This window comes from Streptomyces sp. CA-288835 (assembly GCF_050936385.1).
In the GTDB taxonomy this organism is placed as follows: Bacteria; Actinomycetota; Actinomycetes; order Streptomycetales; family Streptomycetaceae; genus Streptomyces.
The window spans coordinates 6,633,276-6,655,199 of sequence record NZ_JBNJMW010000001.1; the positions used below are offsets into that span (position 1 = coordinate 6,633,276).

Annotated in this window: 17 protein-coding genes; 12 read left to right on the plus strand and 5 right to left on the minus strand. The window is 69.3% G+C overall.

Annotated features, from left to right (window positions below; genetic code table 11):
* Positions 1 to 243: 243 nt before the first annotated feature.
* From ACQEVY_RS30290 to ACQEVY_RS30300, 3 genes are all read right to left on the minus strand, one after another.
* A complete protein-coding gene (locus ACQEVY_RS30290; protein WP_432952539.1) occupies positions 244 to 2,487 on the minus strand; it encodes a heavy metal translocating P-type ATPase in 2,244 nt (747 codons plus the stop codon).
* A gap of 15 nt (positions 2,488 to 2,502) precedes the next feature.
* A complete protein-coding gene (locus ACQEVY_RS30295; RefSeq protein ID WP_328771430.1) occupies positions 2,503 to 2,727 on the minus strand; it encodes a heavy-metal-associated domain-containing protein in 225 nt (74 codons plus the stop codon).
* A 486-nt stretch (positions 2,728 to 3,213) separates the two neighbouring features.
* Positions 3,214 to 3,414, minus strand: coding sequence for a helix-turn-helix transcriptional regulator (locus tag ACQEVY_RS30300; RefSeq protein ID WP_432952540.1), 201 nt, complete (start codon positions 3,412 to 3,414; stop codon positions 3,214 to 3,216).
* A gap of 274 nt (positions 3,415 to 3,688) precedes the next feature.
* Here ACQEVY_RS30300 and ACQEVY_RS30305 point away from each other — a divergent pair, with 274 nt between their 5' ends.
* The 5 genes from ACQEVY_RS30305 (at position 3,689) to ACQEVY_RS30325 (ending at position 10,892) form a co-directional block, all read left to right on the plus strand.
* The gene (locus ACQEVY_RS30305; RefSeq protein WP_432952541.1) at positions 3,689 to 4,129 is read left to right on the plus strand and encodes a 5-deoxy-glucuronate isomerase; all 441 of its coding nucleotides are present in this window, start codon (positions 3,689 to 3,691) and stop codon (positions 4,127 to 4,129) included.
* A 188-nt stretch (positions 4,130 to 4,317) separates the two neighbouring features.
* The gene (gene iolD / locus ACQEVY_RS30310) at positions 4,318 to 6,219 is read left to right on the plus strand and encodes a 3D-(3,5/4)-trihydroxycyclohexane-1,2-dione acylhydrolase (decyclizing) (RefSeq protein WP_432952542.1); all 1,902 of its coding nucleotides are present in this window, start codon (positions 4,318 to 4,320) and stop codon (positions 6,217 to 6,219) included.
* A 281-nt stretch (positions 6,220 to 6,500) separates the two neighbouring features.
* Complete coding sequence (locus ACQEVY_RS30315; RefSeq protein WP_432952543.1) at positions 6,501 to 9,290, plus strand: alpha/beta fold hydrolase; 2,790 nt, start codon at positions 6,501 to 6,503, stop codon at positions 9,288 to 9,290.
* Positions 9,287 to 10,177 carry an ABC transporter permease gene (locus ACQEVY_RS30320; protein ID WP_328771434.1) on the plus strand — a complete coding sequence of 297 codons (891 nt, stop codon included), beginning with the start codon at positions 9,287 to 9,289 and terminating at the stop codon, positions 10,175 to 10,177. The genes ACQEVY_RS30315 and ACQEVY_RS30320 overlap by 4 nt, the downstream gene beginning before the upstream one ends.
* Positions 10,178 to 10,379: 202 nt before the next feature.
* On the plus strand, positions 10,380 to 10,892 hold the full coding sequence (locus tag ACQEVY_RS30325) for a hypothetical protein (RefSeq protein WP_328771435.1): 513 nt from the start codon (positions 10,380 to 10,382) through the stop codon (positions 10,890 to 10,892).
* Between the two features lie 128 nt (positions 10,893 to 11,020).
* On the opposite strand, the gene ACQEVY_RS30330 is transcribed toward ACQEVY_RS30325, so the two are convergent.
* Positions 11,021 to 11,341, minus strand: coding sequence for a hypothetical protein (locus ACQEVY_RS30330; RefSeq protein ID WP_432952544.1), 321 nt, complete (start codon positions 11,339 to 11,341; stop codon positions 11,021 to 11,023).
* Between the two features lie 289 nt (positions 11,342 to 11,630).
* Between ACQEVY_RS30330 and ACQEVY_RS30335 the strand changes: the two genes are divergently transcribed.
* The 4 genes from ACQEVY_RS30335 to ACQEVY_RS30350 all read left to right on the plus strand — a co-directional run bounded on the left by ACQEVY_RS30335 (position 11,631) and on the right by ACQEVY_RS30350 (position 16,056).
* Positions 11,631 to 11,957 carry a hypothetical protein gene (locus tag ACQEVY_RS30335; RefSeq protein WP_432952545.1) on the plus strand — a complete coding sequence of 109 codons (327 nt, stop codon included), beginning with the start codon at positions 11,631 to 11,633 and terminating at the stop codon, positions 11,955 to 11,957.
* A 123-nt stretch (positions 11,958 to 12,080) separates the two neighbouring features.
* The gene (locus tag ACQEVY_RS30340; protein ID WP_432952546.1) at positions 12,081 to 12,338 is read left to right on the plus strand and encodes a hypothetical protein; all 258 of its coding nucleotides are present in this window, start codon (positions 12,081 to 12,083) and stop codon (positions 12,336 to 12,338) included.
* 120 nt (positions 12,339 to 12,458) lie between these two features.
* The gene (locus tag ACQEVY_RS30345) at positions 12,459 to 14,276 is read left to right on the plus strand and encodes a hypothetical protein (RefSeq protein WP_432952547.1); all 1,818 of its coding nucleotides are present in this window, start codon (positions 12,459 to 12,461) and stop codon (positions 14,274 to 14,276) included.
* A 250-nt stretch (positions 14,277 to 14,526) separates the two neighbouring features.
* The gene (locus ACQEVY_RS30350) at positions 14,527 to 16,056 is read left to right on the plus strand and encodes a YfbK domain-containing protein (RefSeq protein WP_432952548.1); all 1,530 of its coding nucleotides are present in this window, start codon (positions 14,527 to 14,529) and stop codon (positions 16,054 to 16,056) included.
* Between the two features lie 4 nt (positions 16,057 to 16,060).
* Here the strand turns inward: ACQEVY_RS30350 and ACQEVY_RS30355 are convergent, their stop codons facing one another.
* Positions 16,061 to 19,198, minus strand: coding sequence for a glycoside hydrolase family 2 TIM barrel-domain containing protein (locus ACQEVY_RS30355; protein ID WP_432952549.1), 3,138 nt, complete (start codon positions 19,196 to 19,198; stop codon positions 16,061 to 16,063).
* Between the two features lie 229 nt (positions 19,199 to 19,427).
* On the opposite strand from ACQEVY_RS30355, the gene ACQEVY_RS30360 reads away from it, so the two are divergent.
* The 3 genes from ACQEVY_RS30360 to ACQEVY_RS30370 all read left to right on the plus strand — a co-directional run bounded on the left by ACQEVY_RS30360 (position 19,428) and on the right by ACQEVY_RS30370 (position 21,906).
* Positions 19,428 to 21,353, plus strand: coding sequence for an AMP-dependent synthetase/ligase (locus ACQEVY_RS30360; RefSeq protein ID WP_432952551.1), 1,926 nt, complete (start codon positions 19,428 to 19,430; stop codon positions 21,351 to 21,353).
* Positions 21,354 to 21,421: 68 nt separating this feature from the next.
* Complete coding sequence (locus tag ACQEVY_RS30365; protein ID WP_432952552.1) at positions 21,422 to 21,613, plus strand: toxin-antitoxin system HicB family antitoxin; 192 nt, start codon at positions 21,422 to 21,424, stop codon at positions 21,611 to 21,613.
* The gene (locus ACQEVY_RS30370; RefSeq protein WP_432952553.1) at positions 21,610 to 21,906 is read left to right on the plus strand and encodes a type II toxin-antitoxin system PemK/MazF family toxin; all 297 of its coding nucleotides are present in this window, start codon (positions 21,610 to 21,612) and stop codon (positions 21,904 to 21,906) included. Before ACQEVY_RS30365 ends, ACQEVY_RS30370 begins: the two co-directional genes overlap by 4 nt.
* Positions 21,907 to 21,924: the final 18 nt, after the last annotated feature.

A 21,924-nucleotide genomic window follows, 5' to 3' on the forward strand; every position in this document is an offset into this window, starting at 1 on the left:
CCAAGACATCCCCAGATGCCAGTCACGCCCCCCAAGACGCTTCTGACATCGCCAACTTAGACTCACGAACTCCTTCGAGGGTTACCTTCTCTTCACTGTGATCTGCGTCTCTTGCATATGTCCTGAAAATGCACAAGAGACCCGATATCGAGATCGGAGCCCAAGCGTAAGGAAGATGCGCGAGCCTTGTGAAGAGCTTATGTGAGGCACGCGTCGGACTCCAGAGGGGTTCTTACTTCGACATCACCGAAATGCCCGGAGTCGGAGACTGTTCGTCACCACGAACACCGACGAGAACGCCATCGCGGCCCCCGCGATCATCGGATTCAGCAGTCCTGCCGCGGCCAGCGGCAGCGCGGCCACGTTGTAGCCGAAGGCCCAGACGAGGTTTCCCTTGATCGTCGCGAGGGTTTTCCGCGACAGCCGGATCGCGTCCGCGGCCACCCGCAGATCCCCGCGTACGAGCGTCAGATCGCTCGCCTCGATCGCCGCGTCAGTTCCGGTGCCCATGGCAAGGCCCAGATCGGCGACAGCGAGAGCGGCCGCGTCGTTGACGCCGTCGCCGACCATCGCGACGGCCCGGCCCTCAGCCTGGAGCCGCCGGATCACCTCGACCTTGTCCTGCGGCAGCACCTCGGCGAAGACGAACGCCTCGTCGATGCCGACCCGGCGCGCCACCGCCTCGGCGACGGTCCGGTTGTCCCCGGTCAGCAGCACGGGCGTCAGCCCCAGGGCGCGCAGCTCGCGGACCGCCTCGGCGCTGGTCTCCTTGACCGCGTCGGCGACGGTCACGACACCGCGTGCCACCCCGTCCCAGGCGACGGCCACGGCGGTACGTCCCTCTGCCTCGGCCCGCGTCTTCAGCGCGGCCAGCTCGTCGGGCAGCGCGACACCGGCGTCGTCGAGCAGCCGCGCCCGTCCGACGAGCACTTCGTGTCCGTCGACGGTTCCGCGTACGCCGAGACCCGCGACGTTCTCGAAGCCGGCGACGGCTGGGAGGGGCCCTGTGCGTTCTTCCGCGCCCGCCGCGACGGCCCGTGCGATCGGGTGCTCGGAGGCGTGCTCCAGGGCGCCTGCGAGCCGCAGTACCTGCTTCTCGTCGGCGCCGGCAGCGGCGTACACCTCCTGGAGGGTCATACGGCCGGTGGTGACCGTGCCGGTCTTGTCCAGGACGACCGTGTCGACGCGGCGCGTGGACTCCAGGACCTCGGGGCCCTTGATGAGGATGCCGAGCTGGGCGCCGCGACCGGTGCCGACCATGAGGGCGGTGGGCGTGGCGAGGCCGAGGGCGCACGGGCAGGCGATGATCAGCACCGCGACGGCGGCCGTGAAGGCGGCGGTCAGCTCGTCCGTCATGCCGAGCCAGACGCCGAAGGTGGCGACGGCGATCAGCAGCACGGCCGGGACGAACACGGCGGAGATCCGGTCGGCGAGGCGCTGCGCCTCGGCCTTGCCGTTCTGCGCGTCCTCCACGAGCTTCGCCATCCGCGCGAGCTGCGTGTCCGCGCCGACGCGGATCGCCTCGACGACGAGCCTGCCGTCGGCGTTCACGGTCGCGCCGGTCACGGCGTCGCCGACGGTTACGTCCACCGGCACCGACTCGCCGGTCAGCATGGAGGCGTCGACCGCCGAGGCGCCCTCGACGACGGTGCCGTCGGTGGCGACCTTCTCGCCGGGGCGTACGACGAACTGGTCACCGACCTTGAGATCGGCGACGGGAACGCGCACCTCGCGGCCGTCGCGCAGTACGGAGACGTCCTTGGCGCCCAGCTCCATGAGGGCCCTCAGGGCTGCGCCTGAGCGCCGCTTGGCGCGGGCCTCCAGATAGCGGCCGAGGAGGATGAAGGTGACGACTCCGGCGGCCACTTCGAGGTAGATCGCCGACGAGGCGTCCGCGCGCTCGACGGTGAGGTCGAAACCGTGCCGCATGCCCGGCATTCCCGCGTGGCCCCAGAACAGCGCCCACACCGACCAGCTGAAGGCGGCCAGGGTGCCGACGGAGACGAGCGTGTCCATGGTGGCCGCGCCGTGCCGGGCGTTCGTGAACGTCGCCAGGTGGAACGGGAGTCCGCCCCAGACGACGACGGGGGCGGCGAGCGTGAGCGACAGCCACTGCCAGTTGTCGAACTGGAGGGACGGGATCATGGAGAGGAGTACGACGGGGAGCGCGAGCACGGCGGAGATGGTCAGGCGCTCGCGGAGGGAGACGAGTTCGGGGTCTTCGCGGGTTGCCTCCGCCTCGGGCTTCGGGGGTGCCGGCTCCTCCGCCGTGTAGCCGGTCTTCTCTACGGTGGCGATCAGATCGGCTACGCGTATGCCGTCGCCGTACGAGACCTTCGCGCGCTCCGTCGCGAAGTTCACCGTGGCGGTGACGCCGTCGATGCGGTTGAGCTTCTTCTCGACGCGGGCGGCGCAGGAGGCGCAGGTCATGCCGCCGATGGTGAGCTCGACGCTCTTGTCTGTGGCGGATGCCGCTGGGCTGGTCAAGGTTGGCCCTGGCCCTCAGGCCGTGCCGACGAGTTCGAACCCGGCCTCGTCGATGGCGGCGCGCACCGCGTCCGCGTCGAGCGGGTTGTCGGACACGACGGTGACCTCACCGGTCGAGGCGACTGCCTTCACCTCGCGGACGCCCGGCAGCGCGGAGAGCTCGCCTGCGACGGAGCCTTCGCAGTGGGCGCAGCTCATTCCGGTCACCTGGTAGGTGACGGTGACGGTGTGGGCGGTCATGTCGTTGCTCCTCGGTGGGGCGGGTGGTGCTGTTCGCTTCCACTGTACCCCTAGGGGGTATCACTCCAAAGCGCGGGTGAGTGGGTGGTTGCTCGCGCAGTTCCTCGCGCCCCTTGGGTGGGTGGTGGGTGCGGGGCCGCGTCGGGGGTGTCCGTCCTCGGACCGGCGCGCGTTGCTGTTGGCTGGTAGAGGGTGCCGGTGTTGGCGCGCCGGCCGCTGCGGGCGCACACCCCCGCCCCGTCCCCTTCCCGCCGCGGGTGGGTGCGGGGCCATGGGGGTGCGGGCTTTTCCGGGTCGCTTTCTCGTCGAGGGTGCGGGCAGTCGCAGGCTTTTGCTTTTAGGGGCGCGGGGAACTGCGCGACCAGCCCCGACGCACCCGCAGCCGCGACACGCAGTGTCACTCACCACCCCCCGGCGGGGGGGGGGGGCGGGGGCGCAGCCCCCGTTTCGGGAAGGGGCGGGGCTGGGGAAAAGAAACCCGGCGGCTCAGTCGCCCCGCCGCCCCCTGTTACTCGGCCGCGAAGCCACCCACGCCCGAATGGTGTCCGCATACCAATACGGCTTGCCGGACTCCACATGATCCGGCGGCGGAAGCATCCCGTGCTTGCGATAAGACCGCACGGTGTCCGGCTGCACCTGAATGTGCGCCGCGATGTCCTTGTACGACCAGAGTTGTCGGTCGGTCATCAGTAGCACCTCCCCGCGCGCGCCGCGTAGGCACTGCGCTGGCGATCACATGGCTGTGACCGTCCAACGACACGGTGTGACCACAGGCCAGTGCCTGTCGCCCGCCCGTGACGCAAGACCTGCACCGCAGGGACATGTGTGACACAACGGCGGCATTTGTGACACACGTGACGTGATGCGACCTCCGGGACCTAGTCCGAATGTCCGGACAACCAATTGACAGGCATCACGGCGCGCCGCTAGACCTGGGGGCAGCCGAAGCGAAGGGAACCCGATGGACGAGTCCGCGGTGTCCGGTGCGCCGGAATCGGGTGCGCTGGAATCCGGTGCGCGGGAATCCGGTCCGTACGAACTGATCCCCATGGGTCGGATCGACGAGGAGCCCCAGACCTCCATCGGCGAGCAGCCCGTGGCCGACGGAGCCGCCTCCCTGGAGTGCTCCTCCGCCATGAACAACGGCACCCATACCGCCCCAGCAAAAACCACACCCCTCGAACTCCCGGCCAGGGATGCCGCGTTCAGCGAAGTCGCCGACTTCGCGCACGCCCCTCCCCGCGCCCGGGTACAGATCGCCTCCGGCGTGGGAGGCCGCTTCGCCCTGGCAGGAGCGAAGTGCGAGCGCCGACTCCCCGCCCGCTACGGCCCCGCGCCGGAGGTTCTCGTCCGCCCCGCTAGCGAACGGATTCGGCCGCGGGCGCGTATTTCCCTCGCGTGAGGGCGGTTCCGATGTCCTCGCCGAGGTCCGCACCGGCGATGCCTTCCTCGTACGCGACGGATGGCTCGGCCCGTTCATCGCCCAGCTCGGTCACGCGAGGTACTACTGAAATGTGACGGCCGGGTGAGGACAGGCAGGGGCGGGCTCTGTTTCCACCCGGGACACGTAGAAAGCACAGAGGGCTTCCGATGACAGAGCCGAAGACGTCAACGGCGACGACAAGGCTGACGGTCGCGCAGGCGCTGGTGCGGTTCCTCGCCGCCCAGTACACGGAGCGGGACGGGGTGCGGCGCCGGCTGATCGGCGCCACCTGGGGCATCTTCGGGCACGGCAACGTCGCCGGGCTGGGGCAGGCGCTTCTCGAGTACGGCGACGAAATGCCGTACCACCAGGGACGTAACGAACAGGCCATGGTGCACGCGGCGGTCGGCTACGCGCGTCAGTCGCACCGCCTGTCCACCCACGCCGTCACGACGTCCATCGGCCCGGGCGCCACCAATCTCGTCACGGGCGCCGCCCTCGCCACGATCAACCACCTGCCCGTACTGCTGCTGCCCGGCGACATCTTCGCGACCCGCCCCGCCGATCCGGTCCTCCAGCAGCTCGAAGTCCCGTACGCGGGCGATGTGTCGGTGAACGACTGTCTGCGCCCGGTGTCGAAGTACTTCGACCGCGTCATGCGCCCCGAAGCCCTCATCCCGGCCGCCCTCCAGGCGATGCGCGTGCTCACCGACCCGGTCGAGACGGGCGCCGTCACGCTCGCGCTGCCGCAGGACGTGCAGGCCGAGGCATACGACTGGCCGGAGGAGTTCTTCGCCGAGCGCGTCTGGGCGGTCCGGCGTCCGGGCGCGGACCCGGAGGAACTGGCCGCCGCCGTCAGGGCCGTACGGGATGCCCGGCGCCCCTTGGTTATCGCGGGCGGCGGGGTGCACCACAGTGAGGCCGAGGACGCGCTGAAGGAGTTCGCCGACGTCACCCGTATCCCGGTCGCCTCGACGCAGGCGGGCAAGGGCTCGCTGACCTGGGATCACCCGGCGGACGTCGGCGGGATCGGGCACACCGGCACCGCGACCGCCTGCGAACTGGCCCGCACCGCCGACCTGGTGATCGGCGTCGGCACCCGCTACACCGACTTCACGACCGCCTCCGGCACCCTCTTCGCCGACCCGGGCGTCCGTTTCCTGAACCTCAACATCGCGCCCTTCGACGGGCACAAGCTGTCCGGCCAGCCGCTGATCGCGGACGCCCGTACGGGCCTGGAGGCGCTCACCGAGGCGCTCGCCCTGCACGGCCACCGCGCCGCGCCCGCGTACGTCACCGACTACACGGACGACAAGGAGCGCTGGGAGCACCGGGTCGACGCGGCCTACGAGGCGGACGAACCGGACACCCGGCCCACCCAACCGCAGGTCCTCGGCCTGCTCGACGAGCTGGTCAACGAGGACGACATCCTGATCAACGCGGCCGGCTCCCTTCCCGGTGACCTGCACAAACTGTGGCGGACCCGGTCCCGGGACCAGTACCACGTCGAGTACGGCTACTCCTGCATGGGTTACGAGATCCCGGCCGCGATCGGTGTGCGGATGGCTGCGCCCGACCGGCCCGTGTGGGCGCTGGTCGGCGACGGCACGTATCTGATGATGCCGACGGAGATCGTCACCGCGGTGCAGGAAGGCATCGCTATCAAAGTCGTGATTCTGCAGAACCATGGGTACGCGTCCATCGGCGGGCTCTCCGAGACTGTGGGCGCCGAGCGGTTCGCCACCGCGTACCGCCACCGGTCCGAGGACGGCATGTTCACGGGGCGCCCGCTGCCCGTGGACCTCGCCGCCAACGCGGCCAGCCTCGGGATGCGGGTGCTGCGCGCGAAGACCGTACGGGATCTGCGGGCCGCCCTCGCCGAGGCGCGGGCCGCCGACACTCCCGTCTGTGTCCACGTGGAGACCGAGACAGCGGACACGGTCACGGGCGCGCCGCCGGCGCAGGCCTGGTGGGACGTGCCCGTGGCCGAGACGGCGACCCGCTCGTCGGCGGTCAAGGCGCGCGAGGTGTACGACCGGCATGCGGCCGCTCGCCGCCGCCATCTGTAGACCGTCAACTCCCCGCCGCAGCCGTCCACATCGTGGACGGCTGCCGTGCTTTTCGGGTCCCAGCGCGAATTCTCATGAAGTTGACAGGAACCGAAAGGCGGGGTCCGGGGCCGGGCGCGGGGAGCTGTGTCGAGGGCGCGATGGTGCTGGTTCTCGGGGGTTCCGACCGGGTGGGATACCGCGTCCGCAGTATGAGAGAGGGCCCCGTACTCCCGGGGGCTTACGTGTGATTCGGGCCGTAGTCGCGCATGGCTGTCGGTGGTGGCACTTACCGTTGACGCATGGATCTTCGACTGCCCCGACTGCGCGGGGCCGTGCTTCGGAGGCCGCGACGGCTCATCGCCGCCGCGGCCGCCGTGGTCGTGCTCGCCGGCGCCGGTACGTGGACGGCCGTCGCCTCTGACGACGCCGCGCCTGTGGACCGGGCCGACAGAGTCATGGACATGGGCAGCGGGGTGAAGATCGACACCTCGTACTTCACGTCGGGCGACGGCCGCCGCCCCGCCGTCCTCCTCGCGCACGGCTTCGGCGGCAGCAAGGACGACGTACGGTCCCAGGCGGAGGGCCTGGCGCGCGACGGTTACGCGGTGCTGACCTGGTCGGCCCGCGGCATGGGCAGGTCCACGGGCAAGATCGGCCTGAACGACCCCAAGGGCGAGGTCGCCGACGCCTCCAAGCTGATCGACTGGCTGGCCGAGCGCCCCGAGGTCGAACTGGACAAGGACGGCGACCCGCGCGTCGGCGCCACCGGTGCCTCGTACGGCGGCGCGGTCTCGCTCCTCGCGGCGGGCCACGACCAGCGGGTGGACGCGATCGCCCCGGCGATCACGTACTGGAACCTCTCGGACGCGCTGTTCCCGAACGGCGTCTTCAAGAAGCTGTGGGCCGGCATCTTCGTCAACTCCGGTGGCGGTTGCGACAACTTCGAGACCCAGCTGTGCGAGATGTACCAGCGGGTCGCCGAGTCCGGGCAGCCGGACGCCGAGGCGACGGAGCTGCTGGAAGCCCGCTCCCCGTCCGCCGTCGGCGACGAGATCAACGTGCCGACGCTGATCACGCAGGGCCAGACCGACTCCCTGTTCCCGCTCGGCCAGGCCGACGCGATGGCCAAGGCGATCCGGGCCAACGGCGCGCCCGTGGACGTCGACTGGATCTCAGGCGGTCATGACGGCGGCGACATGGAGGCGGGCCGGGTGTCCGCGCGCGTGGGCGCCTGGTTCGACCGCTATCTGAAGGACGAGTCGGGGGTGGACACCGGCCCCGCGTTCCAGGTCACGCGCAGCGGCGGCGTCGATTCCCGGGAGGGCACCACCCGCCTGACCAGCGTGACTTCGGACAGCTACCCCGGCCTGACGAGCAAGACGCGCCCGATCGCCCTGACCGGCCGCGAGCAGAGCTTCGAGAACCCGGCGGGCGCCAACCCGCCCGCCGTCTCGGCCCTGCCCGGCCTCGGCGGCGCCGGCGGCCTCTCCCAGCTCTCCTCGCTGGGGATCGGTGTGTCCCTGGACTTCCCGGGCCAGTTCGCCGCGTTCGAGTCCGAGCCTTTCGTGGAGGACCTCCAGATCACCGGTTCGCCGACGGCGACGGTCCATGTGAAGTCGACCAGCGAGGACGCCGTGCTCTTCGCGAAGGTCTACGACGTCGGACCGGACGGCGGCATGCAGCAGGTGCTGCCCGCGCAACTGGTCGAGCCCATCAGGGTGGAGGACGCGAAGTCCGGCAAGGACGTACGGCTCACGCTGCCGGCGATCGACTACGAGGTGGACGACGGCCACCGGCTGCGCCTGGTCCTCGCCTCGACGGACCTCGGCTACGCCTCCCCGACGGCTCCGGCCACCTACACGGTCTCCATGGCGGGAGACGGCGGCCTGAGGGTGCCGATGCCCCTCGGTGACTCGGAGGCGACGGCACCGCTGCCCGCATGGGTGTGGTGGCTGCCGCTGGCCGGGGCGCTCACGGCACTCGCTCTGATCCTGACGGCCCGCCGCCCCACCGCCGCACCCGCCCCGGACCCGGAACTGGCCGACGTCCCGCTCCAGATCACGGATCTGAGCAAGAAGTACGCCAAGTCCAGCGACCGTTACGCGGTCCGCGACCTGTCCTTCACGGTCGAAAAGGGCCAGGTACTGGGCCTGCTGGGCCCGAACGGTGCGGGCAAGACGACGACGCTGCGCATGCTGATGGGCCTCATCAAGCCGGACGGCGGCGAGATCCGGGTCTTCGGCCACGCGATCCGCCCGGGCGCCCCGGTGCTGTCCCGCGTCGGCTCCTTCGTCGAGGGCGCGGGCTTCCTCCCGCACCTCTCCGGCCGCGAGAACCTCGAGCTGTACTGGCGGGCCACGGGCCGCCCGCCCGAGGACGCGCACCTGGAGGAGGCCCTGGAGATCGCGGGCCTGGGTGACGCCCTGTCCCGCGCGGTCCGCACGTACTCCCAGGGCATGCGCCAGCGCCTCGCCATCGCCCAGGCCATGCTCGGCCTCCCCGACCTCCTCATCCTCGACGAGCCGACCAACGGCCTCGACCCGCCACAGATCCGCGAAATGCGCCAGGTCGTGATCCGCTACGCGGCCGCCGGCCGCACGGTCATCCTCTCCAGCCACCTGCTGGCCGAGGTCGAGCAGTCCTGCACCCACATCGTGGTCATGGACCACGGCCGCCTGGTCCAGGCGGGCCCCGTGGGCGAGATCATCGGCGGCGGCGACACCCTCCTCGTCGGCCTGGCCTCCGACATCCCCGACCCGGTGCTGGACAAGGTTGCGGCTCTACGGGACGTGGAGTCGGCGGTACGAACGGACGACGGCCTGCTCGTACGGCTGACTCCGGCACCGTCACCCACACAGGGCGCCCCGGTGCCCGAGACCGCCGGCGTGGGAGCCTCCGGCGGAGCCGACCCCACCGTGACCGCCTCCGGGCCCCTGGCCTCAGCGGACTCCGAGGGCGCACCCGGCGTCACCGAGCGGAGCGCCTCGCTGCTCGTCGAACTCGTACGGCTCGAAGTGCCCGTCGCCTCGATCGGCCCGCACCGCCGCCTGGAGGACGCCTTCCTCACCCTGATCGGAGACTTCGAATGAGCACGCTCGCCGAGAAGGCTGAGAAGACCGAGAAGGTCGAGAAGGAGGAGGTGGCGGACGGGTACCGCGCGGGCCGCACCCTGCCACTGCGCGTCGAGCTCGTACGGCAGCTGAAGCGGCGCCGCACGCTCATCATGTTCGGGGTCCTGGCCGCCCTGCCGTTCATCCTGGCCATCGCCTTCCAGGTCGGCGGCGAACCGGGCGACGGCAACGAACGCGTGAACCTGATGGACACCGCCACGGCGTCCGGCGCGAACTTCGCCGCGGTGAACCTCTTCGCGTCCGCCGGCTTCCTCCTCGTCGTCCCCGTGGCGCTGTTCTGCGGAGACACGGTCGCCTCGGAGGCAAGCTGGTCGTCGCTGCGCTATCTGCTCGCGGCACCCGTACCCCGCGCCCGGCTCCTGTGGTCCAAGCTCGTCGTCGGACTCACCCTCAGCCTCGCCGCGATGGTGCTGCTGCCGGTCATCGCACTCGCCGTCGGCACAGTCGCGTACGGCTGGGGCCCGCTCCAACTGCCCGTCGGCGGCACCCTGCCCAGCGGCGACGCCGCCCGGCTCCTGCTGATCGTGATGGCGTACATCTTCGTGTCCCAACTGGTCACCGCAGGGCTGGCGTTCTGGCTGTCGACCCGGACGGACGCCCCGCTGGGCGCGGTCGGCGGCGCGGTGGGCCTGACGATCATCGGCAGCGTCCTCGACGAGGTGACGGCCCTCGGCGACTGGCGCGACTTCATCCCCGCGCACTGGCAGTACGCCTGGCTGGACGTCATCCAGCCGGAGCCGGACTACAGCGAGATGATCCAGGGCACGGCGATCTCCGTCACGTACGCCCTGGTGCTGTTCGCCCTGGCCTTCCGCGGCTTCGCCCGCAAGGACATCGTTTCGTAGGCCGAGGACCGTTCCCCGCGGACCCGGAGGGAATACCTGTTCCCGACCCGAACATTCGGGACGTAATCGCCATGGTGCGCCACCCCTCCCGCTGAGTAGAAAGATCCATCAGCATGAGCAGGCAAGGGTCCGACCAGCCCTCGCGGCGATGGGGGAGAGCGATGTCCCGCCCGTGCGGGGCCAACGGATCCGGAGGGTCACCATGCGAACAGTCACCACGAAGCCGGCCATGGAGTGGCTGGCGGCCGCCGCGACCGATCCACGCGACTGCAAGCGGCGGTGGCAGGGTTACGAGGGGATCGCGGTACTGCCCTGCGGACGGTTCTGGGACGTACTGAGCGTGCCGGAGGAACTGGGCGTGCCGGCCCTGGACGCCTTGCTCTGCATCCCGCAGGCACCCGGCCCGGTACTCGCGGACACCGGCGCACGCAGGGTGGGCTTCTTCCTGCCGCCGGATCCCGAGGGCCGCTGGGTCGGCTCGGATGTCCGCTACCTGGGCAAGGGCGCCTGGATCACCGTGCCCGCCCCCTATCGGACGCCGGGACGCTTCCGATGGCTGGTGCCGCCGGACGGAGCGGGCACGCTGTTCGTCCCCGCCGCCGTGGAACTGGCCCTCCAGCAGGCCCTCGGCACCCTCGCCGCAAGAGCCGCAGCCCAGGCCGCCGCACGGCACCGCTGCCCGACATGCGGAGCGGCGACCGCGGGAACCAGCTAGGACCCACGGAACCGGATAGGACCCACGGGAACCGGATGCGACCCATAGGAAAACCGCCGCCTCGAACGAGGCGGCGGTTCTTCTGCCCCGGTTCCCGAAGCGGGAACGGTCAGTTGAGAGGCGGCGCTCTAAAAGACCGCGGTCGCGCCCGGCAGGCAGGTGAACACCGAAGTCGTAGCGCTGCTCACGACGCTGCAGGCCGGAACGCTCACCACGCCGCCGACACCGCCGCCCCCGGAGGAGCTGGAGCTGGAACTCGAGCTCGAGCTGGAGTTGGAGCTCCCGCCGTCGTTGCCGTGGCCGTGCTTCTTTATGCCCTTGCCCTTGCCGTCATGGCCCTGGACGACGGCGTGGCCCTCCGCCGGCGCCGCGAAGGCGGCGGGCGCCGACAAGGTCAGGGCGGCCGTGGCCAGCACAGCCGAGCCGAGCAGTACTCGAGCAGAACGCATAGTCGCGTATTCCTTCCGACACCGACGATCGCTGGCCGTTTGCCAGCAGGCTGGATCGCCGACGTATCTCCATCAACGTCAACCACTCGCGGATTCCGCACCACCGGAACTCGCCCATTTGTATGAGACTTGAGTGGGGTGCCACGCAGTTTGTATGAGGCGTCTCGCTGCCTGGTCGGAACAGGTGAATTTCCGCAACGGCGCGGCACAGTGGCCGTTGGTGGGGTGGTGACCTTCTGTTAGAACTTCTCCCGCAAGACGCAATTCATGCGGAGACGAAAGGAATTCCATGCCTACGATCAGCTTCGACGAGCTCGAGGGCCTGACCGGCGAGATGCTCCCCGAGCGTTCGGTGCTGTCCACGGTGGTCCCCATCGGCAGCCTCGGTGGCAACGGCGGCGGTGACGGCGTCGGGTCCGCCAGCTCGGGCAGCTCCAGCTCCGCGGTCGCGGAGGGCGGTGACGTCGCTCCCCGCGGCGCCCTGTCGACCTCGGCCTGCCAGTCCGTCAACAACCTGGGCACGTCCGGGCTGGTCAACGGTACTGGCCCGCTCGGCGGAGCGCTGTACCCGAACTCCAGCCTCACCTGTATTCCGGCTTCGACCGCCGTGTTCTAGGCGCGTGTTCGAGCGGCCGGGGAATGGACGGGCTTTTTGCCGGTCCATTCCCCGGCCGCTCATCCTGTTGTCCGGCCCAAAGCCCCGCACGGGCTCAACCTGAAGGAATCAGGAAGGGGAAACATGTCTGCCGTCGACTACCCGGAACTCTACGCACTCTCCGGTGAGTTGATCCCCGGGAAATTTCTGCTGTCCATTATTGATCTGAGCCTGGACAACAGCAGGCATACGACGTTCAACTTCCCCCAGGGCGGTGGCGGCACTGTGGCTTACGCATGCCAGGCCACGAACTCCCCGGGGGTGGCGGATCCCTTCGGCACCTTGGGGCTGGGCGGTGGCAGCAGCATGACGTGTATTCCTGCCGCGGTCAGCAGCCGCTGAGTTCTGGAAACGCCCGACGTCTGGAGATTTGTCATCAGCACGCGAGTATCCACGCCCGAAGCCCAGGGCGGCCTCGTTTCCTCCACCGCAGCGCCCGCCATCACCGAGGGAACCGAGCTGGTGGGCGAGTTCGCGGGATCCGGATATCGCAACCCTCCGCTCCTGGTCTACCGCTTCGACGGACAGGTGATCCACCTCCCGCCCCTGCTCTACCAGGCCGCCCAGGCCCTGGACGAGGTCTCCAGAGCAGCGAAAAGACCATTGAACGGGCGGCAGTTGATGTCGCGTGTGGCACGGGAACTCAGCCGTACGACGGGCCGCACCTTCGCCGCCGAGCACGTGATCTTCCTGATCGACCGCAAGCTGGCTCCGCTCGGCATCACCACCTACACCGACGGCTCGCAGCCCACCGTCGCCAAGAGCGAACACCCCTTCCTGGGCCTGCGCTTTCGTGCCGCACTGGTCTCCGAACGGGCCACCTGGTTCATCAGCGGACTGTTCGCCTGGCTGTACCGGCCCCTCGTCCTCGTCGTGGCCGTCACCGCGATCGTCGCCAGCGAGATCTGGCTGTTCAGCACGCAGAACATGGGCCAGGCGATGGCGCACGTGATGGCCAATCCGGCCGGCATCCTGCTCGTGGTGCTGCTGACCCTGGCTTCCGCCGCGTTCCACGAGGTCGGTCACGCAGCGGCCTGCCGGTACGGGAGGGTGCCGCCCGGTGCCATGGGATGCGGCATCTATCTGGTGTGGCCCGCCTTCTACACCGACGTCACCAACTCATACCGGCTGAGCAAGAGCGGACGTCTGCGCACCGATCTGGGCGGCGTCTACTTCAACGGCCTGTTCATCGTCGGCCTGTTCCTGCTGTACGAGTACACCGGATCCCCGCTGCTGCTCGTGACCTTCCTGCTCGTCAACCTGGAAATGGTCCAGCAGTTGTTGCCCACGCTCCGGTTCGACGGGTACTACATCGTCTCCGACCTGGTCGGCATTCCGGACCTCTTCAAGTACGTCGGCCCCATCCTCAAGCGCACCATCCTCCGCCGGCCTGCGGACGAAGCACTCAACGCCCTCAAGCGTTGGCCCCAGATCGTCGTCACCGTCTGGGTCCTCGCGGTGCTGCCCGCACTGGCGATCCAACTCGGCATCGTCTTCTTCCAGCTTCCGGATCTGGCGGCCACCGCCTGGCAGACCATGGTCTCCCTGGCCAGTGGTGCCACGGCCGGCGGCAATCCCGTACTCGGCGTGCTCTCGGCCTGCGTGCAGATCCTCTTCCTGCTGCTTCCGCTGCTCGGACTGGTCCTGATTCTGTGGCAGTTGCTCGTCCTCGCGGCCCGGTTCCTGCGCAGGCGTGGGTTCGGCAGGGCACTGCGTCGGGTCCGTGACCGGGTGCCGGCTCCCTTGTGGTGGGGTGCCCTGGCCGCCGCGGCGGCGGTGTCCCTGGAGTACCTGGTGTCGTCGCCGGCCCGGTCCACGACGCAGCGCACCGAGCTTCCCGTAGTCCCGAAATCCGCACCGTCGGACTTCACGCCGGGGGCCACCGAATCCCCGGATGCGTCCGCCACCGCGCGTCGGCCACCGGCCAAGGCGCCGAACTCGCGCGTACCGGCACCGGAACGCACCAGCATCGGCAGCGGTGACCTCATCGCGCTTCCGCCCTCGACCGCGGACACCGTACGGCCCCGGCCCGCATCCCCTCGCCCACACCGTCGGCCGGAGGCAGCCGCGCCGACTTCCCCCGTGCCCGCCCCTGCCGCCACGCGTGACGGCACGCTGCGGAACACGAGTGACGCCACGCCGCGCAAGGCGTCCGCCTCGCGCGCCGCTGCCCCGTACGCCCCTGACCTTCCGCGACTGGCCAGGCGGCCCTTCGTGCGCGTATGCCACGAGCCCCTTGACCTGCCTGTGCCGGGACTCACCCCGGTCATTTGCCGCTGAGAGCCCGGAGTCGCAAGGGCGCCCTCCGGACACCTCCAGGTCTCCGGAGGATCACCCACCGGTCTCAACAGGCGCCCGCCGTGCCCGCTTTGAGATCGATCCGCAACGCCCCGTGCCGCACACCTCGGCCCCCTCCGGCGTCACAGTCACAGACGTCGACGTCAACTCAGAGGGGGCCCGCATGGGCGAGTACCGGACGACACAACGAACACGCTCAACCCACCGACCGCGCGGTGCACTTGCCGCTCTCATGGCCGCGAGCTGCCTGCTGCTCGCCGCCTGCAGTTCGGGCGCCAACGAGGCGTCGCACGACGGCGGCAAGACCGCAGGTGACACCGAGCGCTTCCCGGCACCCGACCCAGCGCAGCCGACCGGCCCCTCGGGCACCGACGAAGGCACCGCGCCGGGCGAGCAGAAGGGCGAGATCCGCGAGAGTACGCCGCCTCCCGCCGACTATCTCTCCACCTTCGCCCTGGATGTCGACACCGCCTCGTACGGGTACGCGCGCCGTACCATCGCCGACGGACGGCGGCCGGACCCGGCGACCATCCGTCCGGAGGAGTTCATCAACAGCTTCCGCCAGAACTACGAGCGTCCCGACGGCAACGGCTTCTCCGTCACCGTCGACGGGGCGCGTACGGAGGCCGGTGGGGAGAGCGACGACTGGCGGCTCGTACGCGTCGGTCTTGCCACGCGGCCGGCCGAGGACACCGGTGAACGGCCGCCCGCCGCCCTCACGTTCGTGATTGACGTCTCGGGTTCCATGGGCGAGCCGGGGCGGCTCGACCTGGTCAAGAAGTCGCTTGGTGTGATGACGGACGAACTGCGTGACGACGACTCCGTCGCGATCGTCACCTTCAGCGACGAGGCCGAGACCGTACTCCCGATGACCCGCCTCGGCGACAACCGCGACCGGGTCCACGAGGCCGTCGACACCCTCGAGCCCACCCTGTCCACCAACCTCGGCGCGGGCGTCGACACCGGGTACGCCACCGCCGTCGAGGGCCGGCGTGAGGGCGCGACGAACCGTGTCGTCCTGCTTTCCGACGCCCTCGCCAACACCGGTGACACGGACGCCGACTCGATTCTGGATCAGGTCTCCGACGCCCGTCGCGAGCACGGCATCACGCTCTTCGGGGTCGGTGTGGGCAGCGACTACGGCGACGCCCTGATGGAACAGCTCGCCGACAAGGGCGATGGCCATACCACCTACGTATCGAACGAAAAGGACGCGCGGACGGTCTTCGTCGACCAACTGCCCCGCAACATCGACCTCACCGCCCGCGACGCCAAGGCGCAGGTCGCCTTCGACCCGGAGACGGTCGAGCAGTTCCGGCTCATCGGTTACGACAACCGCGAGGTCACCGACGAGGACTTCCGCAACGACCAGGTCGACGGCGGCGAGATCGGCCCGGGCCACACGGTCACGGCCCTCTACGCCGTCCGCACCAAGCCCGGCGCCTTCGGCCACCTCGCCACCGCGACCGTCCGCTGGCTCGACCCCGAGACCCGCACCCCGCACGAGGAGTCGGCCCAGCTGGAGTCCGAGGCCCTCAACCAGCCGCTGTGGAGCCGCGACAACGCCGGCAACGGACTCCAAGTCACCGCCATAGCCGCCTACTTCGCCGACGCCCTCCGCTCCGGCGACTCCCGCTGGTCCCGTCTCCCCGGCGCGCCCGGTCTGCCCGAACTGTCCGACCGTGCCGACGAGTTGGCTGACACCACGGAGTCCGAGGAGGTACGCCAACTCGCCGAGACGATCGAACAGGCGGGCAGGTAGCGGGCTAGGCGGGCCTGAGCCGGTAGGCGTACGTGTACGTCCGTCCGGAGTGCAGCAGGTACTTCTCCAGCGGGGCCGCCCCCCAGGAGTCGATGCCGCCCACGCCCATCTGCCGGTGGTTGACGCCCAGTACGGTCTCGTCGCGCCGCTTCAACTCGTACGGATGGCGCGGCCCGTCGAGGTCGAACGGCGAGTAGTGCAGGGCGCTGGTCTCCAGCAACGGCTCGCCGTCCGCCGGATCGGCGATCACGATGAGCCCGTCACCGGAACGGTCGGTCAGCGACAGGTGGCGTACGTCCGTCATGTTCCCGGTCTGCTGGGGGCGGACGTACGGCGCCATCTGGTCGTCGACCGTGGAACGCCAACGCCCCACGAACGCTGACGTCTTGCGGTCCCAGTAGTTCTCGTGCGGCCCGCGCCCGAACCAGTCGAGCCGCTCGAAACCCCCGGGAACCGTCAACAGGGCGCCCACCATGGGCAGATCAGGCAACCCCGAGGCCGCTTCCAGCGTGTGCCGCACCCGCACCTCGCCGTCCCCGCGCACCCGGAACTCGGTGCGCCATGACGAGGCGTTCGGCGAGGTCGGCAGCGTACAGCCGACCTCGATGACGACCTCGGCGGACGAAGGCTGCGAGGCCTTGACGGACTTCACGGTGCGCTTGGCTCCCGCGTCGCGCCAAGTGCGCGCCGTGTTCTGGAACTTACGGCCGATGTCGTTATCCGTCGGCCCCCGCCAGAAGTTCGGGACGGGGCCCTCGGTGAGCAGAAGCCGGCCGCGGAAGGCGTACGAGGAGAGGGTGCCGGTGGCCTTCGACAGCACGACCTCCACGTTTCGGCCGCTGACTTTCACCTCGCTGTCGGTCTCGGTGAGCTTGAGTCCGCCACGTGGTGCGGGGTCGGCGGGGGCGGGTGCCTGCCAGTCCAACGTCAGCTGTTCGGCGGCGACTTCGTGTCCGGCGTCGGCCCAACTCGTCCTCTTCCGCAGCACGAAGGACAGGTTGAGGAAGTACTCCGCGCCGGGTTCGAGCGCGGACGGCTTCCGATACGGAATGCGTACGGTCCCCTCCTCGCCCGGCGCGACCTTGGGCGCCGCCAGCGTGCCGTGCTGCACGCGCGCGCCGTTCCGCGTGACGGTCCACCGCAGCTCGTACGCGTCCAGGCCGCTGAACAGGTGCTTGTTGCGCACCTTCACCACACCCGCGGCGAGATCACCGGCCGCGATCCCCACCGGCTGGTAGACCTTCTTCGCCTCCAGCAGCCCCGGATGAATGGCACGGTCGCCCGCCACCAGGCCGTTGCAGCAGAAGTTCCCATCCGTCGGATAGCCGGGCTTCCAGTCGCCCCCGAACGACAAATACGTACGCTTCGGGTCGCCGGGCACGGGCAGCCGTATCGTCTGGTCGGCCCAGTCCCAGAAGAATGCGCCGTGCAGGTTCGGATAGCGCTCCATGATCTCCCAGTACTCCGGGAGGTTGCCGCCGCTGTTGCCCATCATGTGCGTGTACTCGCACAGCATGTACGGCTTCGGATTGCCCGACTTGCCGTACCGCTCGACGCCCGCCGGGCTAGTGTACATCTCGCTGTGCACATCGGTCACGGCGTTCATGCCCTCGTAGTGCACGGGCCGCGAGGCGTCGCGAGCATGCACCCAGTCGGCCATGACCTTGAAGTTCGAGCCCTGGCCCGCTTCGTTGCCGAGCGACCACACGACCACGCACGCATGGTTCTTGTCCCGCTCGACCATCGACCGCATCCGGTCCACACACGCGTCGGTCCACTCGGGCAGCGAACCCGGCACGGTGTCGCGTACGCCGTGGGTCTCCAGGTTCGCCTCGTCGACGACGTACAGCCCATACTCGTCGCACAGCTCCAGCATGCGTGGATGGTTGGGGTAGTGCGCGGTGCGCAGGGCGTTGATGTTGTGACGCTTCATCAGCAGGATGTCCTGCACCATGCGCGCCTCGTCGACGGCCTGTCCGCGGTCGGGGTCGTTCTCGTGGCGGTTGGTGCCGCGGAACATGATCGGCTTGCCGTTGACGGTGAACTTGCCGGGCCCGTAGTCGACTTGGCGGAAGCCGACGCGCTTGCTGTGGATGTCGACGGCTTTGCCGGAGCGGTCCTTGAGCGTGACGACCAGGGTGTAGAGATTCGGATGCTCGGCCGACCAGAGGGTGGGGGCTTTCACGTCGCCCTTGAGCGTCACCTTCTCCTCGATGCCGTCTGCCAGTTGCAGTACGCGCCGGCCTCGGGCGTCGAAGAGATCGGCCACGACGCGATGGCCGGCCTTCTGGTCCCCACCCCGGTCGCGTACGGCGACATCGACGCTTAATACGGCGTCGCGGTACGCGGAATCCAGCTCCGTCCGCACGAACAGGTCGTCGACGTGCACTTGCGGAACCGAGTACAGATACACGTCGCGGAAGATGCCGGACAGGTCGATCATGTCCTGGTCCTCCAGCCAACTGCCGTCGGACCAGCGGTAGACCTCCACGGCGAGCGTGTTCCGCCCGGCCTTCAGATACTTGGTGATGTCGAACTCGGCGGGCGTGTAGCTGTCCTCGCTGTAGCCGACGCGCTCGCCGTTGACCCACACGAAGAACGCGGACTTCACGCCCTGGAAGGAGATCAGGGTGCGCCGGTTCTTCCAGCCGTCGGGCACGGTGAAGGTACGGCGGTACGAGCCGACGGGGTTGAAGTCGTGCGGGATCTGCGGGGGCTTCGGCTCCTCGTAACCGATCCACGGATACGGGATGTTGAGGTAGATCGGCTCCGGGTAGCCCTCGATCTCCCAGTTCGACGGGACGGGGATGCGGTCCCAGTCGCTGTCGTCGAAGTTGGGCACGTGGAACCCGGTGGGGCGCTGATCGGGGTTTCTCGCCCAGTGGAAGCGCCAAGTCCCGTTCAGGGAGCGGTGGTACGGCGACTTGTCGAACTGCCCGCGCCGGGCGTCGGCGGCGGTCGCGTACGGCACGAGGCGGGCAGCCCGGGCCGGCTCTCTGTTGACTTGGAAGACTCTCGGATTCGCGTCCCACTCGTCCCCCTCGGCAGCGAACGCCCGCTTCTGTGCGGCGAACGCGGCTGCGCCGGCGAGGGCGGCTCCTGCGACGAGGACATTGCGGCGGCTCGGACGGTATGTGCTCATACGGCGGCTCCACCGGAAGGCAACATGAAGCCTCAGGGTCGAACGGAATCGCGCAGTGCGCAAGACCTCATGCGTCTCACAAGCCGCCAAGGGCATCTGGCCTGAACGCCCACACGACCGAACACAGGCGAACAACCGATTGAAGTTCGGCTACGCGCGAGTAAGTTGACGCCCGCGTAACTACACACCGCACACCACTGCAAGTGAGCCGCCGCGACCGGGAGCCGTCATGGGCGTACGCAAAGATCTGAAACAGGCAAAGAAACGTACCGACCTGACGAACCGCAGCACCAAGGTCGAGATCGTCAGGGACCACGACGGAGTCGTCCGCGAGGCCCGTATGCCACCCCTCGCGCCGAGGGCCACCACCGGCAGCATCGCCGACCTGCCCTACACCAACGCGGCCGAGGCCCCCGACGCCGTGATCCTTCGCCGCCGCCAGGCAAACGGCACGTGGGCGCCGGTCACCGCGGAGGCCTTCGCCCACGACGTCACCGCCGTCGCCAAGGGACTGATCGCGGCGGGACTCGAACCCGGCGGCCGAGTCGCGCTGATGTCCCGTACGCGCTACGAGTGGACCGTCCTCGACTTCGCGATCTGGGCGGCGGGCGGCCAGTCCGTGCCCATCTATGCCACGTCCTCGGCCGAGCAGATCGAGTGGATCGTCCGCGACTCGGGCGCCTGCTTCGTCATAGCCGAGACCCCCGAGAACGAGGACGCCGTCGTGGCCGGCACGGCCGACCACCCCGAGCCCCCGCGCGTATGGCAGATCGACGAAGGCGTGATCCCCGAACTCACGGCCCGCGGCCAGCACATCCCCGACGAGGAGATCATCAAGCGCCGCGAAGCCCTCACCCCCGACACACCCGCGACGATCTGCTACACCTCCGGTACCACGGGCCAGCCCAAGGGCTGCGTCCTCACGCACGGAAACCTGCATGCCGAGGCCGCCAACACGGTCGAGCTCCTGCATCCCATCTTCAAAGAGATCACGGGCCAGGTCGCCTCGACTCTCCTCTTCCTGCCGCTGGCCCACATCCTGGGCCGTACGATCCAGATCGCCTGCCTGATGGCCCGTATCGAGCTGGGCCACTTCCCGAGCATCACACCCGACGAACTCCGGCCCGCGCTCAGGGAGTTCGGCCCCACCTTCGTGGTCGGCGTCCCGTACCTCTTCGAGAAGATCCACGCCACCGGCCGCGCGACCGCCGAACGGATCGGCCGTGGCGCCTCCTTCGACCGCGCGGACCGAATCGCCGTCCGCTTCGGCGAGGCCCACCTCAACAAGTTCCTCGACCGCGGCCCGGGCCCGAACCCCGGCCTGTGGGCCGCCTGGGCCCTCTACGACCTGCTGGTCTACCGCCGCATCCGCAAGGAACTCGGCGGCCGCATGCGCTACGCCATCAGCGGCGGCTCCCCCCTCGACCGCAACCTCAACCTCTTCTTCTACGCGGCCGGAATCATCATCTACGAGGGCTACGGCCTGACCGAGACCACAGCCGCCGCAACGATCGTCCCGCCCCTGAAGCCCCGCCCCGGCACCGTCGGCCTCCCCGTCCCCGGCACGGCGATCCGCATCGACGACGACGGCGAGGTCCTCATCAAGGGCGGCATCGTCTTCAACGCGTACTGGAACAACCCCGCCGCCACCGACGCCGCCCTGACGGACGCCTGGTTCGCAACCGGCGACCTGGGCTCCCTCGACGAGGACGGCTACCTCACCATCACCGGCCGCAAGAAAGACATCCTCATCACATCGGGCGGCAAAAACGTCTCTCCCGCCATCCTGGAAGACCGCCTCCGCAGCCGCCCCCCGGTGGGCCAGTGCATCGTCGTAGGCGACAACCGCCCCTACGTAGCCGCCCTGATCACCCTCGACCGCGAAGACGTAGCCCACTGGCTCCACGTCCGCGCCATGCCCGCGAACACCCCGATGTCCGACCTGATCCGCGACCCCGCCATGCGAGCCGACGTCGAAAAGGCCGTGGACTACGCGAACCAGGCGGTCTCCCGAGCCGAGTCCATCCGCGAATTCCTCCTAGTGGAAGGCGAGTTCACAGAGGAAAACCGCCTCCTCACTCCGTCCCTGAAGGTGAAGCGGCATGCGGTTACGCGGGCGTACGCGGATCAGATCGAGGCGCTTTATCGGGGCTGACGCGGCCCTGGTGCACCACTCTGCGACACCGAAATGTGCCACCATTCCTTGGTTGCTAACGTGAGGGCATGTCTGTGATGACGCTCCGGATTCCGGATGACCTCGAACCCTCGATAAAGGCCAGCGCCAAGGCAGCCGGGCTCTCTCTCAACGCGTACATCGTCCGCGCGGTCCGACGTCAGTCGGTGATCGACGCCGCGCAGCAACTCGCAGCGCTCGGCCTCGGCGACGACCTGTGTGAGGAGGGCGACAGTCTGTGAAACGGGGGGACATCTGGACGCTCGGCGACGGGCGGAGCGTCCTGATCATTTCGCTGGATGGGCTGGAGGGGGCGTACGGCGCGGTGGTCGCGATCGTGCTGCATCCCGCCGGCAGGTTCCCGGACACCGCGATGTCCGTGACCATCGAGGACCCGCTGCCGTGCACGGCGGTCGCGGTCAACATCCAGCAGCTGAGGACCGCGCGCTTCGACGACGCGAAGCGGCTCGGCTCCGTGGAGCCCGCGGTGATGGAGCGGGTGAACCAGGCGCTCCGCGCGGTCCTCGACCTGTAGACGGGCGTCGAGCTTGCC